22 protein-coding genes and 1 pseudogene are annotated in these 18,062 nt (G+C 29.6%); 21 read left to right on the top strand and 2 right to left on the bottom strand.

Features of this window, described 5'->3' with window-relative positions:
* The first annotated feature begins 234 nt into the window (after positions 1-234).
* From Q6H37_RS18705 to Q6H37_RS18660, 10 genes and pseudogenes are all read left to right on the top strand, one after another.
* Positions 235-1,662, top strand: a complete 1,428-nt coding sequence (locus tag Q6H37_RS18705; RefSeq protein ID WP_412523945.1) for an MATE family efflux transporter — start codon at positions 235-237, stop codon at positions 1,660-1,662.
* Between the two features lie 151 nt (positions 1,663-1,813).
* Positions 1,814-2,506: a hypothetical protein gene (locus Q6H37_RS18700; protein WP_318735147.1), complete on the top strand. Its 693-nt coding sequence runs from the start codon at positions 1,814-1,816 to the stop codon at positions 2,504-2,506.
* A 158-nt stretch (positions 2,507-2,664) separates the two neighbouring features.
* Positions 2,665-3,030: a hypothetical protein gene (locus Q6H37_RS18695; RefSeq protein ID WP_318735145.1), complete on the top strand. Its 366-nt coding sequence runs from the start codon at positions 2,665-2,667 to the stop codon at positions 3,028-3,030.
* Positions 3,031-3,068: 38 nt separating this feature from the next.
* Entirely contained in the window at positions 3,069-3,500 is a 432-nt protein-coding gene (locus Q6H37_RS18690; protein ID WP_318735143.1) for a hypothetical protein, read from the top strand.
* 119 nt (positions 3,501-3,619) lie between these two features.
* Entirely contained in the window at positions 3,620-4,192 is a 573-nt protein-coding gene (locus Q6H37_RS18685) for a histidine phosphatase family protein (protein ID WP_318735141.1), read from the top strand.
* A gap of 124 nt (positions 4,193-4,316) precedes the next feature.
* Positions 4,317-5,120, top strand: coding sequence for a lipid II flippase Amj family protein (locus Q6H37_RS18680; RefSeq protein ID WP_318735139.1), 804 nt, complete (start codon positions 4,317-4,319; stop codon positions 5,118-5,120).
* A gap of 100 nt (positions 5,121-5,220) precedes the next feature.
* Positions 5,221-5,776: pseudogene (locus Q6H37_RS18675) on the top strand (flavodoxin family protein).
* 303 nt (positions 5,777-6,079) lie between these two features.
* Positions 6,080-6,832 (top strand): class I SAM-dependent methyltransferase, encoded by a 753-nt coding sequence (locus Q6H37_RS18670; protein ID WP_318735137.1) that lies wholly within the window; start codon positions 6,080-6,082, stop codon positions 6,830-6,832.
* Between the two features lie 148 nt (positions 6,833-6,980).
* Positions 6,981-7,394, top strand: coding sequence for a DUF3788 domain-containing protein (locus Q6H37_RS18665; RefSeq protein WP_318735136.1), 414 nt, complete (start codon positions 6,981-6,983; stop codon positions 7,392-7,394).
* An 84-nt stretch (positions 7,395-7,478) separates the two neighbouring features.
* A complete protein-coding gene (locus Q6H37_RS18660; protein ID WP_318735134.1) occupies positions 7,479-7,928 on the top strand; it encodes a hypothetical protein in 450 nt (149 codons plus the stop codon).
* A gap of 106 nt (positions 7,929-8,034) precedes the next feature.
* Here Q6H37_RS18660 and Q6H37_RS18655 read toward each other — a convergent pair whose 3' ends face one another.
* Positions 8,035-8,406, bottom strand: a complete 372-nt coding sequence (locus Q6H37_RS18655; RefSeq protein WP_318735132.1) for a MerR family transcriptional regulator — start codon at positions 8,404-8,406, stop codon at positions 8,035-8,037.
* A 260-nt stretch (positions 8,407-8,666) separates the two neighbouring features.
* On the opposite strand from Q6H37_RS18655, the gene Q6H37_RS18650 reads away from it, so the two are divergent.
* Entirely contained in the window at positions 8,667-9,107 is a 441-nt protein-coding gene (locus tag Q6H37_RS18650) for a flavodoxin family protein (RefSeq protein ID WP_412523869.1), read from the top strand.
* Positions 9,108-9,301: 194 nt separating this feature from the next.
* Here the strand turns inward: Q6H37_RS18650 and Q6H37_RS18645 are convergent, their stop codons facing one another.
* Positions 9,302-9,661 (bottom strand): hypothetical protein, encoded by a 360-nt coding sequence (locus Q6H37_RS18645; protein ID WP_318735130.1) that lies wholly within the window; start codon positions 9,659-9,661, stop codon positions 9,302-9,304.
* Between the two features lie 275 nt (positions 9,662-9,936).
* On the opposite strand from Q6H37_RS18645, the gene Q6H37_RS18640 reads away from it, so the two are divergent.
* The 10 genes from Q6H37_RS18640 to Q6H37_RS18595 all read left to right on the top strand — a co-directional run bounded on the left by Q6H37_RS18640 (position 9,937) and on the right by Q6H37_RS18595 (position 17,904).
* A complete protein-coding gene (locus Q6H37_RS18640; RefSeq protein WP_318735128.1) occupies positions 9,937-10,368 on the top strand; it encodes an N-acetyltransferase in 432 nt (143 codons plus the stop codon).
* 223 nt (positions 10,369-10,591) lie between these two features.
* On the top strand, positions 10,592-10,882 hold the full coding sequence (locus Q6H37_RS18635) for a YciI family protein (protein WP_318735126.1): 291 nt from the start codon (positions 10,592-10,594) through the stop codon (positions 10,880-10,882).
* A gap of 118 nt (positions 10,883-11,000) precedes the next feature.
* On the top strand, positions 11,001-11,702 hold the full coding sequence (locus tag Q6H37_RS18630; protein WP_318735124.1) for a pentapeptide repeat-containing protein: 702 nt from the start codon (positions 11,001-11,003) through the stop codon (positions 11,700-11,702).
* A gap of 470 nt (positions 11,703-12,172) precedes the next feature.
* A complete protein-coding gene (locus tag Q6H37_RS18625; protein ID WP_318735121.1) occupies positions 12,173-12,367 on the top strand; it encodes a DUF4177 domain-containing protein in 195 nt (64 codons plus the stop codon).
* Positions 12,368-12,433: 66 nt separating this feature from the next.
* Positions 12,434-12,925, top strand: coding sequence for a hypothetical protein (locus tag Q6H37_RS18620; protein WP_318735118.1), 492 nt, complete (start codon positions 12,434-12,436; stop codon positions 12,923-12,925).
* A 150-nt stretch (positions 12,926-13,075) separates the two neighbouring features.
* Entirely contained in the window at positions 13,076-13,690 is a 615-nt protein-coding gene (locus Q6H37_RS18615; protein ID WP_318735115.1) for a DUF3267 domain-containing protein, read from the top strand.
* Positions 13,691-13,803: 113 nt separating this feature from the next.
* The gene (locus tag Q6H37_RS18610; protein ID WP_318735112.1) at positions 13,804-14,376 is read left to right on the top strand and encodes a DNA-3-methyladenine glycosylase I; all 573 of its coding nucleotides are present in this window, start codon (positions 13,804-13,806) and stop codon (positions 14,374-14,376) included.
* Positions 14,377-14,489: 113 nt separating this feature from the next.
* A complete protein-coding gene (locus Q6H37_RS18605) occupies positions 14,490-14,930 on the top strand; it encodes a SufBD protein (protein WP_318735109.1) in 441 nt (146 codons plus the stop codon).
* A gap of 82 nt (positions 14,931-15,012) precedes the next feature.
* On the top strand, positions 15,013-16,305 hold the full coding sequence (locus tag Q6H37_RS18600) for a condensation domain-containing protein (protein WP_318735107.1): 1,293 nt from the start codon (positions 15,013-15,015) through the stop codon (positions 16,303-16,305).
* Between the two features lie 33 nt (positions 16,306-16,338).
* Entirely contained in the window at positions 16,339-17,904 is a 1,566-nt protein-coding gene (locus tag Q6H37_RS18595; RefSeq protein ID WP_318735104.1) for a cell wall-binding repeat-containing protein, read from the top strand.
* Positions 17,905-18,062 lie beyond the last annotated feature (158 nt).

Below are 18,062 nucleotides of genomic sequence, written 5' to 3'. Positions count from 1 at the left end.
TTTAGTTAATAGTTAAGAATGAAAAATTAATAGTTTGTGTAAAAAAATAAAGAGTACTACTAGAGGCAATAGGAACTGATTGAAATTTCAAACAGTTTCTATTGTTATTTACATTGTATAAAATTGTGATATAATATTTATCGCTATGTCAAATTCATGAAGGTTGTATTTTTGAATAAAATATATTAAAATTTTATATCCATGGATTGACAAGGTATTATTTATATGAAAATAATAAATGAAAAGGAAGCGAATACTATTATGAGTTCTCGAAAACGTAATATAGATATGTGCAATGGACCCTTGTTCAGCAAGGTGTTTATTTTTGCTTTGCCCATTATGGCAATGTATATATTGCAACTACTGTTCAATACTGCTGATATGGTGGTAGTGGGACATTTTTCAGGTAGCAAGGCATTGGCTGCAGTTGGAGCCACAGGTTCACTCATTAACCTTATCATAACTTTATTTATGGGGTTGTCAGTAGGAACTACTGTCGTTGTGGCTAAAGATTATGGCGCAAATAAACCAGATGCTGTAAGTAGATCCGTTCATACATCAATTGCCGTAAGTATTATTGGCGGATTGATTGTCATGGTGCTTGGTATCCTCCTCTGTAAGCCTTTGCTGGAGGTGATGGGTACTCCAGAGGATATAATTGGATTGTCCGTAGTGTATATGGAAATCTACTTTATCAGCACGCCTGCTAATATGGTATACAACTTTGCAGCAGCTATTCTTCGTGCTGCAGGTGATAGCCGCCGTCCAATGTATTATCTTATTATCACAGGTATATTACATGTTATATTCAACTTATATTTTGTAATTGAATTGCATATGGGAGTAGCAGGTGTTGCATTTGCCACAGTTATTTCTGAGTATCTTTCGGTGTTGCTTATTATGATCTGTTTATCCAGGTGTGAGGGAGCCATACGATTTATACCTCGTAAGATGCGTATTGATAGATGTAAGCTAAAGGATATTGTAAGGATTGGCTTGCCAGCAGGAATGCAGGGATTATTGTTCTCTATTTCCAATGTGCTCATCCAGTCAGCGGTCAACTCCTTTGGATCTACAATGGTGGCGGCTAGTGCTGCTGCCACCAATGTTGAAAACTATATAGGCACCACAATGAATGCATATTATAATTCAGCACTCTCTTTTACTGGGCAGAACATGGGTGCAAAGAAATATGATAGAATTGACACTATTGCAAAGGTATGTACAGTATTAATCTTTGCTACATGGATTGTCATGGGTGGTATGACAATGCTTTTTGGAAAGTCACTGCTTGGCATCTACACCTCAGACCCGGAAGTCATTAAGCTTGGCATGCTGCGTATTAATGTTATGATGATTGCATTTTTCACCTGTGGAATGATGAATGTGTATCCTGGATTGACACGTGCAATGGGATATTCTATACTACCTATGATTTCTACGTTGGTAGGGGCTTGTCTTATGCGAATTCTTTGGCTTTCTACAATCTTTACCTGGTATCCCACAGAAGTTATGCTTTTTGCCTGTTATCCGGTAACTTGGGCGCTGGCAGGAATCGGACAGGTAGCTATTTTTTTCTATGCAAGGCGACAGATTCGAAAGCAAGCTCAGCCAAGGTTTCACAGCAGATTGTTAACAATTTTGTTTTCTATAGTTAAATAGAGTGATGTTATAATTGTAACTGCTGATTGATTGGTACAGCAAATATTGGCTTGCTTTTAGGCAATGGCTAATGCTGTACCAAAAGATTTGTGGTTTAATATTTTGAAATATGGTAAGAACTAAAAATTAACAATTTGAAAGGAAACTAGAAATGGTAAAGTCATCTTCAAAAAATAATCATCAAAATAAAAAAATGAAAGCCATTACTAATATATTTATTATTATTCTAGTAGTAATTATTTTTTTTATATCTATGCAAATGTTAGAATTTATATGTTATTTTAGAACTAAGTTAAACAAAGCACCAAACTTAATTTTTGTTACACCTGGGGATATATCAGTAATGATTTCTCCATTGGTATTTTTCATGTTTTCTTTTATATTTATTTTGTTTATTATACTATGTATTAGAGTATTTTTGGACAAAGAAAAATTTATATGTATCAAAAATAACTTTATGGCTGCAAAGAGTATAAAGGGTATAATTGTGTATATTGTTATACTTTTAGGACTTTTTTATATATGTGTTGACTATTCGGTTATATATAAAGATAAGATTTTTTATAGAAGTGTAGTAAACATTTTGGGTAAGTATTATGGATATTCAGATATCAAAAAAGTTAGGGTTAGCGAAGTTAAAGATAGTCTATATTATTGCCTAATAATGCGAGATGGGACTGAAATTAATTTAACATCCATAAAAACCAATTGTAAATTTATACCTGAGGTAGAATCTCATATAGGTAATAGAGTTCCTAATGTAGTACCTAAAGTCTATAAGAAAGTTCTAAATAAAAATTATTTTCCATATTATATTTCTGAAAAATTTCAAATAATTGATTGATATAATATAAAGCCCTTGATTTGAAGGGCTTTCAGCTTATAATTGTATAATGTTACCCCAATATATGAAATCAGTAAAATCCTTTGTCATTTCATAATTTTAGTTGTATGTTATAATGAAAATTGTAGTTTTGGTAATGCAAGAAGGAGTAATTAATTATGAATAGAGAGCATGTGAAAGATATAATTAAAGCATGGATTCAAAGAATAAATGAAGGTGAAGTTTTATCCAAAGATATTGTGGCTTTAAATTTTGGATTATATGAACCTTATGGAATTGAATTAATAGGTTCAGCAAATTATGATGAAGAAGATGATGATTGGGCTTGTGAAGAAGATTTTGTACCAATAGAAAGAAACTGTCCTGATCTCGATATTGATGATACATATGAATGGGAAAGTGTGCTTAAAGAAATAGAAAGTATTTTGAAAGAGTTAGTTCAGGAGTTGAAAGAATTACCGATTTTGCAAGTAGAACATATAACAACAGGATTTTGTGATGGAGATTTGATTGTAGTGAAGTAATTTTCAAATCAAATTGTTCATATAATGGGGGAATCACTATGAGTTTAGAGTTAAAACAGATTTTTTTAACCAATCCTAACACAAATAATGAGCATGTAACATATGAAAATAAGCTACAGCCGCGGATGAGCTTTGGAGATTCATCACTTAAAGAATTATTTGAAAAGCATAATGAGGAAATTTTAAAAAATCTAGTACATGAAATAACCAACTATGTGAATGATGAAAATCTTTGTAATGATGATATTGATATGTTTCCTCGCAGTTGTGAAATGACTGGTGAATGGTATATTGGAGATGTTGATTTTGATGATTTTGATTATCTCAGTATTATGACACGTTTTTTGGGATTTCAACCAAATTCAAAAAGAATGCCTATTGATGATTATTTAGGACTTGAAGTGCACTTTTCTTATGATGAAGCTGAAGATAAATTTATTTTAGATGGAATTGATAGTTCTTGTATTTAGCTGAGAATTTTATTATGAGCATATCTTACATTGTTTTTGTTGTGCTAAAAGGTGCCCTAAAAAGCAAGGAAAATTATTCAGCACAAAATTAAAGTTAAAAATATGTAGGGGGTAATTTTATGAAAGTGTTTTTAATAAGACACGGTCAAACAGATTGGAATTTAAAGGAAAAGATACAAGGAAGCTGTGATACTGAACTCAACGATACTGGTATTAAACAAGCAGAAGAATTAAGTAATAAATTATTAGAGGGAAAGTATAAATTCTCAAAAATTTATTCCAGTCCACAAAGAAGAGCAATTAGAACAGCAAAAATTTTAAGTCAAGCTACTAATGTAGACTATATACCAATAAAGGGATTAGAGGAAATAAATTTCGGAGAATGGGAAGGATTAACATGGACAGAGGTTAAAGAAAGATATCCAGAAGAATATGAGAAGTGGTTTATGGAGAGAAGATATACAAAACCTCCAAAAGCAGAATCATATCAAGATATGTTAGATCGTGTTTTAACAGAAATACATAAGATTATTAATAAGAACTGCGATAATGTTGTAATTGTAACGCATAGTGCTATAATTATGTGTTTACAATGTTGTATAAATAACACTCCTTTTCATGAAATGATGAAATTTAAAACAGATAATGCTTCAATTATAGAAATAGATAGTGATTTATTAATATCATTATAATAAATAAAATTTTAGTTTGAAATATTCTTGCTTAACAAAACAATTGAAAAATTAAGCGATGGATATACTTCATAAAAATGAAAGATATACATAGTAAAATTATAATTATAAGGCGGTAAGAAAGATGACATTTCACATTTGCATAGTATTTATATTAACTTTTATTATTTCTTTAATAGGAACCTTGGCATATTCTGCAAGAATTGTGGGAGTAAAAACTGGCAGAATTGCAGTGGCTGCTGCTGTATTTAATGTTTTTGTATTGATACAAAGAACAGCAAATACTATTCAAGCACCTTTATTAGGAAAGGCAGTTGATAATAGTATAAGTACAGGGCAAACTAGTGATTTACTATATGTTTTCAGATGGGTAATTTTTTCTATTACATTAGCTACAATAGCTGGTGCAATTTTAATGCCAACGTTTATAAAGGTATTTAATAAATTAGTTGTATCATTTAGTGTATATCGCTCTTTACCTAAATTGGTATTTCATGCATTTTCAAGATCAGGAATTGAACAATTTAAAAATAGTATTTCAATTCCCAAAAAAGAGAATTTGTATGAATTAAGAAACTTTAGGAAAACACCTAGAAAAGTAATTTTATTGAATATGATTGCATTTTCTGTATCTAGTATAAGCATTTTAGCAGCATTATATGCTGCGTGTTTAAGTCCAAATTTGAGAACTACTTGTAGTACTTTATCATCTGTAATAAACAGCGTTTCAACAATATTTATGGTTATATTCATTGATCCTTATTTATCTATGACAACAGATGATGTAATAAGAGGAGATTGTACAGAATTAGAATTTAATCGTTGTATAATTTTTATTATTGGCGGACTTATTATTGGAAGTATATTAGCACAATTTATGCTAATTCCTGCTTCAAAACTAATAGTAATTATTGCAAAGTTATTATAAATTTAATATAAAACTAAGACTTATCTTTTTATTTGGTGTCTACTATCCATAACGTTAAATGTCTAAATGACATTTAACGGACGATGGATAATAGGTATTTATCAGAAATAAATCCTTCCTGAGTCCAAGAAAGAATGAGTATACTTCAAAGCTATTAGAACAAGTGGCAAAGGGTGCTAAATCTAAAGGTGCCGAGGTAATTGAATTTGATTTAAATGATCCTGGTATTCGTGGCTGCCAAGGATGTTATTATTGTCGTACTCATGATGGTTGTGCCGTTAATGATTATCTTCAACCAATGTATAATGTATAAGGCAATTGATGAAGCTGATGCTATTGTATTTGGCTCTCCAATTTACTATTATCAAGTTACAGGTCAAGCAAGAGTTTGGTTAGATCGTACTTTTCCAATGCTTGGAGAAAATTTTGCACCAAGACATTCTGGTAAAAAGGCAATAACAATATTTGCTCAAGGTAATTCCAATCCACAAATAGCTAAAGAAGGCATTAAATTTGTTACTAACATTTTTGAAACATATGGTTGGAAATTAGAAGATAGTATTCATTACTGTGGAACTAGTGCTAATCCTGATTTAGAAAAGTTTGAAGAGTTATCTTTAAGAGCCTTTAAGGATGGAGAAAATTTAGTTGGATAAATCACTGACACATTTTAAATGCATTAGTTGACAGAGATGAAGAAAGAGACTTGAAAAAATCAGCAGAGGAAGGCTTAAAACAGATAAAATAAATTTAATTTGGAAGCGTAGATAGATTTGTATAATTGAAATCTATTTGCGCTTCTTTTTGTAAATAGTATCAAAAAGTATACTACAATTATCAGATTGTATTGTGAAAGTTGTATGTAATGACATTACAAATATGGTATAATCTTTATAAATTCAAGTGAGAACTGTAAAGTGCTATGAACTAATGATTATTTATATTAAGGAGGTTTTATCATGGATTTTAGGAAAGTTTTTGACAAGATACCTGAAGAGTTTGATGAATGGAGAACTCGTTATTGTGATGAACTTTTCGCTGATGTTATACAATACTCAAAGCTAGATTCTAGCAAAACAGCTTTTGAAATTGGTCCTGGAACAGGTCAGGCTACCGAACCAATATTGAAAACAGGCTGTTCATATTTAGCCATTGAATTAGGTGAAAACCTTGCGGAATATACAAAGAAAAAATTTAGTTCATATGATAATTTTCAAATTGTAAATGATGATTTTGAAACATATGATTTTGGTAATCATCAATTCGATTTGGTTTATTCAGCTGCCACGATTCAGTGGATACCGGAGAAAATCGGTTTTCCAAAAGTCTATGATATATTAAAAAACAATGGAACATTTGCGATGATGTTAACTCGAACAGATGAAAAAAGTGCTAATGAAGCCTTATATTTGAAGATACAGAAAGTATATGCTGAATATTTTCATCCGGAAACAGAATATACATGCCATTTAAATTATAACAATATCAGAAAATATGGATTTACTAATATTGAATATTTTGAGTATCGCAAAACAAGAGTACTTAACGCTGATGAATATGCATCATGGATAAGTACGCATGCTACTCATATAACTCTGCAGGAGCCATATAAATCAAAATTTTATGCAGGTATCAAGGATGCTATTTTAAGTTTTGGTAATAATATAAAGCTTTATGATACTATAGTTTTGTATTTGGCAAGAAAGCCATAACATTGAAGTATAAGGAATTATATAAAGGGGAGTTAGTTTGCTATATTCTTATATATTAATCAAGTAAACCAATGAAATGTTTAAAACAATGTAACAAATAGTAATTTTATGATGAGTTTTAAATATTAATTTGAAAGGAGACATAAAGATGTTAGATAAAGTACCTACAAGCGAGGATTTAATTGCTTTAATTGGAAAACCATTATTTGAAGTTTGGACAGCATTATGTGACATGATTGAAGAAAAATATGACATGGAACATTTATGGAACAATGGAGGTAAAGCATGGGAATACGAGTATAAATATCGTAGAGGTGGAAAAACACTTTGTGCATTATATGCAAAAGAGAATTGCGTTGGTTTTATGATTATTTTTGGAAAAAATGAACGAGCAAAATTTGAGGAAGATAAACAAAGTTATTCTATTGAAGTGCAAAAAATCTATGATGAATCAAAGACTTACCATGATGGAAAATGGATGATGTTTGAATTAACAGATACGTCCTTATTTGTAGACATGGAAAAATTGTTATTTATTAAAAGAAAACCAAATAAAAAGTGATTATTAAATTTCATTTTTTGGTTAAGAGTTATAAATAGTAAATTTTACGCGAAGGTTTTTATATTTTGAGAGGAGAGCTCTAAAATGAAGACATTACCCATTGATGCAAGTGACGAAGAAATTAAAAACCTGGTTATTGAGTGGAATGAACTTTTAGCTGCTCAGAAATATGAGGAAGCACTTTCTATGTTTCTTTCTGATAATTTGGAAGTTGAATGGACACCTAATCTATTAGAACAAGCTATATATGGCTATGGTGTTGTTGGTTATACTCACGAAGAAATAAAAGAAATGTTTGGTCCTGAGGACTATAAAATTACTTCTATCCTTGATAACAAAGAAAAGAATAAAATAATAAATAGTATTGAAGTAAGCCGTGACTGGGACTTTAAAGATAAAAATATTATAGGAATGTTGCATTATGACTGCGTTCCCTTAAATGGTGAACTCAGTGATTTAACAGCCAGATTTTATATAAGAAAAATTTATGAGAACAATATGACTTTAGAATTTTTGGATCTTCATGTCATGTAAAACTTATGACTAAAATGAAAACAGCAATTTTAAGTTAATTGTTATAAATGTACAGAATAAAGTACTCCTAAAGCTTTGATATACAAGTATTAAGAGTACTTTTTATTTATAACTGTTGCATTAGTAGATGATATCGATCTAATTTTTTATCAATTCTGTCCAAGATTGTTTTTAAATCTTCAATTTGAATTTCTACTCTTTTTCTATGTTCTATAAGCATCTTTTCTCTTTCAAATATGGTTGAATCACCCTGTGACATGAGGTCTGCATAACATTGCAAATCCTTTAAAGGCATGCCTGTATTTTTTACTTTTATTAAAAAATTTATCCATTCTATGTCAAAATCAGAATAAATCCTATAACCATTTTTATCACGAGAAATATTTTTTATTAAGAGCTGTTTTTCATAAAATCGTAGTGTGTGTTCACTTAAACCTGTTAATTTGGAAACTTCCCTGATATTGAACTGATTTTTCATTTAAATATGAGTACCTCCTTAAAAGCTAGATTATATAAACAATTTTATATTAATATTATAATTTAAAAGTAACGTTAAATGAAAAGTTAAATTTTTGATTTTAGAGAAAGTATGGTTTTGTAGGACTAAAATCATCAGAGATGAAATTACTATTGCAAACAAGAATTTACTTTTTCATTTTAGTTACTTTTTTATTTATAATTCTTGCATTAGAGTTAGGTCTAAGGTATATAATTACAAAGTCTGAAGGAGGGTTTTGTATGAAAGTTATAGGAATAAGTGGTAGTGCACGCAAAAATGGAAATACAGCAATATTAATTCAAACAGTATTTAAAGAATTAGAAAAACGAGGAATAGAAACAGAGTTGATACAGTTATTTGATAAAGAAATTCAAGGTTGTAAAGGATGTTTTGCTTGCAGTGGAAAGGGAAAATGTGTGATTGAGAAAGATACATTTAATGAATGTTTTAAGAAAATGATTGAAGCAGATGGAATTATTTTGGGATCACCAGTTTATTCAGCTGATATATCATCTAAAATGAAAGCTTTTCTCGAACGATCAGGTGTTATTATTTCAGTTAATCATGGACTAATTAAGTATAAAGTAGGTGCTTCTGTTGCAGCAGTTCGACGTGGCGGTGGAATGACAGCAGTAGATACTTTAAACCATTTTTTATTAATAAAGAGGTTTTACTGGTAGGATCTACTTATTGGAATATGGTCTATGGAAAAGACATTGGCGATGTCTTAAAAGATGAGGAAGGCATGAAAAATATGAAAAACTTGGGTGAAAATATGGCGTGGTTAATAAAAAAATTAAAAGTATAGTAGACCACATCATTGATGGTTAAATGATGTGGCATGTTCTTAAATGTATTTTAGCTGTATCTGGTATTAATAATATCTATGACCGCCGTGACCACCATGACCACCATGATGGAATCCATGATGGAAGCCATGACCAAAACCAGGATATCCATAAATAGGGTATCCATAAATAGGATATTGATAAATAGGATACTGATAAATAGGGTATTGGTAAATAGGATATTGATAAATAGGGTATACAAAATTAAAACCAGGATATCCAAAATTGTGACCAAAACCATGATGGAAACCATGATGCATACCGCCGTGCATACCCATGCCCCCATGCATACCGCCATGCTGCCTGAAATCATTTTCAAATGAATTAGGGATATATTCATTTAGATAAGGGGATTCTTGATACATTTCAGTTATAGATTGCTCCATTCTAACTCTCCACACAAAATATTTTCTTTATATTATATGCAGCTAATTAAGAAGTGGTGATTAATATATAATGAATATATTTAGATGCTATGATATAATTTGCATATAAATTAAATAACAATTATAAGGTAATGTGATTATAATTTATATTTTTAGATTTATACAAATAGTGAATTTAGTGAATGGAAAATACAATTGTATTTAGAAGAAAGGGTGAACTTGATGAGTGGATGTTGCTCTAATTTTTAATATTCTAAGAAATTAAGGAGAAGAGTATGATTAAAAGTTTTAATTTAAGTAAATTAGATTCAGTAATGAAAATTTGGCTTGATACTAATATAGAGGCACATGATTTTATACAAAAGGAGTACTGGATTAATAATTATGATTTGGTTAAACAAATGCTGCCGTTAGCTGATATTTATATATTTGAAGAAAATAATGTTATAAAAGGATTTATAGGAATTACAGAAGGAAATTATATAGCAGGACTTTTTGTGAAAAAGGAATATCAAGGGGAAGGCATAGGTTACAAGCTAATAGATTATTGTAAGTGTAAATATTTGTTTCTTAAATTAGATGTTTTTATGAAAAACAAAAATGCGGTGAATTTTTATCATAAAAATGGTTTTAAGGTTTTGGACGAACATTTTAATGAAGAAACAAATGAAATAGAATATACTATGTTATTTCATAACAAAATATAAAACTAATAAAATACTGTATTTAAATTATGAACTGCCTTCTATCAAGTAGACAGTGGAAATAATTAAAAATTTGATATTCAAAAGTGTCAATCATGCGATTGACACTTTTTTATGCAGCGCTTTTGTAATATTAAATAAAAATGAAAGCTTATTTACATTAGTAGAAATATGTGCTATTATCATTACGAACAAATGTTCTAAAGAGGCTAAAGGAGTAATTGATATGAAAAAGGGTGATAAGTTATTTGTAAGAATTGATTATAAGAATAGTGAAAGAGAAGTCACTTCAAAAGATTTTCAGGATCACATAGAGTACTTAAAGGGTGTTGCTGATGAAAGATATTTTGTTGGAGGAGGCTTTGCCAATGAATCAGGTGGAATGATTATGTTCGAAGCTAAGGATTTAGAAGAGGCAAAAACAATTGCTGAAAAAGATCCAATAATTCAAAGTGGGTTGTTCAGAGTTAAGGTATATGAATGGGATTTACTGATATTATCAGATGAAAGAATATAAACAATGGTCTTTGAAAATTGAGTGGTACAATAGTATACTTGAAATATAAAGATTATTTGTATTTTAAATGAGTGGAAGTACATAGAATTGCCCATCTATAATTGAGGAGGGAAATATTATGCATAAATTATCACAAGAGGAATTTAAGAATATATTAAAAAATAGGAAATCAAAAGAAAGACTTGTTTTAAGAGAGATAGAGCTTTTTGATATGGATTTTACAGGTTGGGATTTATCTAACATTGATTTCTCTTTAAGTGCATTTCATAGAATTAGGTTTGATGAGGCAAATCTAGAGTACAGTAGTGTTTGTAATGTATTGTTTGATGAATGTACTTTACGTAACACAGATTTTATACATGCAAATTTAGAATGTGCAGCGCTTCGATATGCAGATATGCGAGGTTGCAACATTGAGGATGCAAATTTATATGGTGCAGTGCTTGAGTATGCTAAATTAGAAGGTATTATTTCTGATGAAAATACAAAATGGTTTCGTTTACGTTGTCCAGAGAAGGGAGCTTTTCTTGGATATAAGAAGTGTTTTAATAATCGTTTGGTACAGCTTCTCATACCAGCAGATGCAAAGCGTACTTCGGCTACATTACCTTCTTGCCGCTGCAATAAAGCAAAAGTTCTTACAATAAAAAGTTTTGACTACAAGGAAAATTACATGGAAGCTTGGTCTTTGGTAGATGATAATTTTGTTTATCGTGTAGGTGAGTGGGTAGAAGTAAAAGATTTTAATGAGAACCGATGGATGGATTCTACTACAGGCATTCACTTTTGGCTGACGAGAGAAGAAGCAAAAAACTATTAAAAAGTGCCTTTAAAGCTTTGAAATATAAGCATTAAAGGTACTTTTTTACTTCAAATTATATAAGGATGATAAAGTATCAATTAATAAGATAAAAGCAGCGTTTTTTCACATAAAAATCAAGTAATTCTTAGAATCAGATGGAGTTTGCCTGTGAGGAATACCATTAGGAATAGCTTTGCAATTCAGTATTAAATTTGTACTTTTGAACTGTTTTTTTGTATAGTATAACCATTAAGTGTAAAAATCTCAATATTATCATGATATAATATTTATTAAGCAATTTGTTAATACAAGATTAGGGGGAGATCAAATATGCTTAATATAAATCCTTTTAAAAAGATATCAGATATTGAAAATGGAATAGCAGAGTTCAAAAATATAGATATTATAAATGCTATAAGTAATTTAATTATGTTTATTGAATAGTGTAATAATTGGGGTAGAGTCCTTAAGTAAAGGAGGGGATTAAGTTGGACAAATGGGAATATAAAAGTATTAAATTTGAAACTAAAGGTTTTTTTAGTACAATATTAGAAATTGAAGACTTTAACTTTAAACTTAATGAACTTGGAAATGAAGGTTGGGAGTTAGTATCTTGCATTCCAATAGGTGGAAGTGACGGACAAACATTAGAAGTGACAGCTGTTTTTAAAAGAAGAAAATAGAAGTTTTTTGCAAAAATTACTTTTAAATTATGAAAGATTTATATTTTGGAAATGGAGGTTTATAAGGTGAAAAAAAGAAGAAATTCAATTATCTTTCTGCTAATAAGCATAATAATTGCAGGAGGAACAGTGTTGTATAGGAGCTGCTTTAATAATATTGATTCGGATCAGTATTTATCAAGCAATGTTCTTGAAAAAAACGTTGAAGAGTGTCAAAATGACAAAATGGTTAAAAACAGTAGAAGCTTTGATTTTAAAAAATTTGATGGTCAATGGTCTTTAATACAATTTACATCCAATAAAGGTAATGAAATAAATATTGTTGATAATACAAAAATTAATAGTGGTAAATTTTATATTGTAGTTTTGGATTCAAAAAATAATATTGTAGCTAAAAAAAATGAATTGAAGGATAAAGGAAATATAAGTTTTTCTACTCCTAAAGATGGGAAATATGTTATTAAAATTGCAGGGAAAAATGCAAGTGGCAATTTTGATATAAGCGTAAATGCTCATAATAATGTAGATATTTCTCATAAAGATTTTTTTGATGAATAAAGTGATTTTTAGAAGAAGTTATACAGGGGAATATAAGCCTTTAAGCACATCCTAAGCACTCTAAATCGATTTCTCAGAGTGTGATGGGTGTGTTACAGATGATAGCATCAGATAAAAATTAGTTATGTTTAATAAAAAGGAGTCTGATTAATGAAATATTCAAAAAAAATGCCTTCTACAGATAAAGAACTAAGTAGTAAACTAATATCAGAGGGATGGATAAAACTAAAAGAACCTTCTAATTTAGGTACAGCAACTTTACTATCAATACCTTTCATGTTTATAAATGGAATTATTTCTATGGGCATTTTCTATTATTTATATCCACCATTGAAAGAACTTTTTTTCAGTCAGCATGAATTTAGTATTACTTTTAAGGTGAATTTATTTACCCTTGTATATGTTGTTATAATTTTTATATTTATGACTATACATGAATTTATTCATGCTTTTTTTATACCTAATGTATTTGAATCAGATAAAACATATTGGGGAATAAATGGTATTTGCGGATTTGTTTACACTACTGAAAAAATTGAAAGGAACAGATTTTTAATTATTTCTGCAATGCCTTTCATTTTGTTATCAATTATATTACCTTTCATTATAAGTTTTTTAGGATGGGTAAATGGATTCACAATATTTCTATGTTTAATAAATGCAATGGGTTCATGTGTTGATTGTCTTAATATGTGTTTAATAGCAACTCAAGTTCCAAAGGGTTCATGTATTGTTAGTAATGGATTTGAAACATATTTTAAGTAATTTAAAATTATCAGTTTAGTACTCATAGCAAATGACTCAAATGTAAAAAATTAACAAGAAATTTAAGAAGGTAGATGAAGATTAAAATATAAAGCAAAAGGATGGTATTCTAGATGATTAAAAGATGTGCTTGGGTGACAGAAGAAAAATTATATATTGAGTATCACGATAAAGAATGGGGAGTACCAGTGTATGATGATAGAAAGTTGTTTGAAATGTTGTGTTTAGAAGGAGCACAAGCAGGATTAAGCTGGTGGACTATTCTAAAAAAAAGAGAAAATTATAAGAAAGCTTTTGATAATTTTGAAGCAGAAAAGATTGTTAAATATACAGAGGAAAAATTGAAGTCATTAATGGAAGATAAAGGTATTGTTCGTAATAGACGAAAAATCGAAAGTGTTGTTACTAATGCTAAATCATTTTTAGAAATTCAAAACAAGTATGGTTCATTTTCTAATTACCTATGGAATTTTGTAGATAACATGCCCATTATTAATTCTTGGAAGAGTATAGAAGAAGTTCCCTGTTCAAATGAACTAAGTGATAAAATGAGCAAACAGTTAAAAAAAGATGGATTTAAGTTTGTAGGCAGTACAATCTGTTATTCTTTTATGCAAGCAGTAGGGATGGTAAACGACCATACAACAGACTGCTTTTGTTATGATTTATGCTCAAAAGAGATTTAATGGTAAATCAACGTAATACTTTAAAAATATGTTATAATTAACTAAAACATACAGAATTCAACTTTGGAAGCTGAGTATTGTAATTATTAGTATTGATTTAAGAAGGTGAAAATGTGTATAGTGTTACAGAATTGATTGAAAGATTATTTTCTAAAGATAATAAAGCTGCATACCAAGCACTACAGATGCTAGAAACTGAAAGTGAAAAATCTAATGAGGTTTATAAATTTTTTGATAGGTTTGTTGAAATGATTGAAGATAAGAATTCATATATAAGAAACAGAGGCATTGCCCTAATATCTGTTAATGCTAAATGGGACACGGAAAACAAGATTGATAAAATTATAGATGATTATTTAAAACATATATTGGATGAAAAACCAATTACATCCAGACAGTGTATTAAGGCACTGCCGAATATTACAAAATATAAATCAAATTTAGTTGAATGTATCCGAGAAGCGTTAATGAAAGCAGATATAGCGATATATGATGATAGTATGCAGACATTATTATATAAAGATATTTCATCTTCATTAAAGAAAATCAAATGACATATTTTGATAGATAATTATTAAAATTTGAAAATTATTATATATTTATTATTGATATTCGTTTAGGGAAGGGTGCGGTAAAATGCTAAACAATCAATCTTTAAATTATAAAGTTGAAGCGTGGGATATGTTTCAACACATTTTTAAAGTTAAAAGTATCAATGATCATACTTTACATTTTGTAGCAGTACTTGGAGAAAAACTTGATTTAGAACGTTTAAAACAAGCTGTCAACCTTTCAGCAGATTCTTTTCCACTAATTAGAAGCAGTTTTAATGAAACCCAAAATAAATCTTACTGGGAGGATAAACGATACACAGCAGATGATATGGTGAAGGTTTTAGAAACATCAAATACGGATAAAAGTGTTAATGAATTTATCTGTAAAGAAATTGATGCTTTAAATGGTCCACAACTGAAAATTGCAGTTGTTCGAGGTGACAAAAATGATACGCTTTGTGTTCTAATCAATCATATGATATGTGATGCTGCTGGATTTAAGGAGTATCTTTATATGCTCAGTGACATTTACTCAAATATAGAAGAAAATTCATATTACCCTTCAGTATCAATGCGTAATAGAAAGATAAGCCAAATATTGAAGGTATTTTCGATGCATGACAAGCTAAAAATAATGTTTAGTAAAAATGATATGCTTTCGCTTGATCCAGCTAAGTTCCAGCTTGAGGGAAATCTTAACAATCCTTTTATAGAAATTCGCACGCTTTCAAAAGAGCATTTTTGTCAAATTAAAACTTATGCTAAAAAACATGGCGCTACGGTGAACGATGTAATCCTCACAGCTTACATACGTGTACTTTTTCAAATATTTGGTCGTGTTATTACCACAACTTGTGCTTTGGACATGAGAAAATATCTTCCTAATCGCAAAGCAGAGGGTATTTGCAATCTATCTACTAATCTCAACTGCAATATAGGTTCAGAGATTGGTAAAGAATTTGAACAAACCCTTATTAAAGTAAAAAATACCATGGACAAGGAAAAATCAAATATTGCTTGCATTAAGAGCATTAACCTATTGGAAAAGCTGTTTGATATATTACCATATAAAGTGATAAGAAACATTGTAAAAGAGAAATTTGCCAATCCGTTTATTGCATTCACCAATATAGGGATACTTGATAAAAAAAGGCTTGCTTTTGGAAAAGTTGAAATTACTAAAGCTTATATGACGGGTTCAATTAAGTATAGTCCATATTTTCAACTAGCTATTTCAACATTTGATGATCAAGCAGTATTTAGTGTAAATCTTTATGGAACACAAGCTGATAGAAATACGATATCAGTTTTTTTGGATAAACTTATTCAAGAATTGAATATTTGTTATATTATGATACAATACAAAAGTAAATAAGTTTACCATTGTAAACCATAAGGGGGAATATATGTGTTAAGTAAAAAAATCAAGATAATTGCAATAATAGCAAGCTTTTTAATCATTTCATCTCTTACTTTTACTGAGGTCAAAGCGTCTGGAGTAACAAGACTAGGTGGACAGGACAGATATGAAACATCTGTTAATATAGCAAAGCAGTTTGATAAATTAAATGCAATAATAATAGTAAACGGTGAAGATTATCATGACGCTATCTCAAGCTGTGTTTTCGCTAAAAAAATGGGGGCAGCTATTTTGCTTACAGAAAATAATACTCTTAGTAAAGCTTCATTAGACTTTTTAAATAACAGTGTGTCTAAAGACAAAAATGTATATATCATCGGAAACACTAAAAGAGTTAGTTCAGCTGTAGAAAGCACAGTTAAAAATTTTGGATTTAGCAATGTAGAGAGAATTTCAGGACAAAGTGACTATGATACAAATTCAGCTGTATTAGACAAAATGAATGTTGCTGAAGGAACACCAGTAATTTTTGTAAGTGGTGCAGGTTATGCAGATGGAATTTCTATAAGCAGTATAGCAGCAGCTAAAGGCTATCCAATTCTCATGACAGATGTTAATAGTATTTCTAGTTCTACAGCAGAAGAATTGAAAAAAATAAAACCTTCAAAAATTTACTTTGTGGGTGGGAATGGTGTTATATCTCAAACTAACAGAGATAATATAGCAAGTATTGCTGGTGTTTCTAAAGAAAATATAGTTAATTTAACTGGTGAAGACAGATATGAAACAAATTTAAATATAATGAATCAATTTAAATTACAAAGTGACACTGTTGCATTTGCGTATGGTGGAGAAGACAACACAGATGGTAAATTTGCAGACGCTTTAGCAGGAACAGCATATGCAGCAGCTAAAAATGCACCGATTCTTTTAGTTAATAGTAATAACAATAAGCTTCAAAAACAATTCGTTGACAGCATGAAATATTCGAATGTTTTGGTTTATGGTGGTATAGGCTCTATATCAGATAACCTACTGGGATCACTAATAAGCAATAGCAGTTCGGCAATATTAGCTTATAGTGCAGTGTTACAAAATGGAGCAATGTTTTTTAGTACAGATGATAGCAAAAGTAGAAGCTTAAATGATTTTTTAAATGATAACAATTTTATTAATAATAAACAAAGTATAACACATTTTACAGTACTTGATATGGATGGTGATAATATACCAGAAGTTATTTTAGAATTATCATCAACTAATGCACCAGAAGCATACGAAATACTTCACTATATGAATGGCAAAGTATATGGATATCATCGAGTTTTAAGAGCATTAGAAGATTTAAAAAGCGATGGTACTTTTCTAGAATCAGGTGGTGCTTTTGATAATACTTTTGCAAAGCTTAAATTTAATGAAAATGGTAGCGATGAAATTCAAATAGCATCAGAAGTCTCCAACCAAGAAAATGGAAATATATCAGAGACATACTACATTGGCAATAAAATAGTTACAAAAAAAGAATTTGACGATTTTATGAAGTCAAATAGTAAAAGTAAACAAGCAAACTGGTATGTATATAATAATGAACAAGTTAGTACAATAGTAAAATGAAAGTAGTGTAAAAATAGGTACATCATTGCTCTTTTATGCAGTGATGTACTTACTTTTTTATAATATAGATATTAACATAATTCATAAAAAAATTTAAAGTGAAAAATAAATTGACACAAAATCTTTTGTTAAAATTAGCAATTTAGCCAGTTTATGAA

It is taken from the genome of Clostridium sp. JS66, from assembly GCF_033561535.1.
GTDB classification, from domain to species: Bacteria; Bacillota; Clostridia; order Clostridiales; family Clostridiaceae; genus Clostridium_AM; species Clostridium_AM carboxidivorans.
Note: the sequence above shows the minus strand (reverse complement) of the source record. Positions and strands in the feature narration are given on the sequence as shown.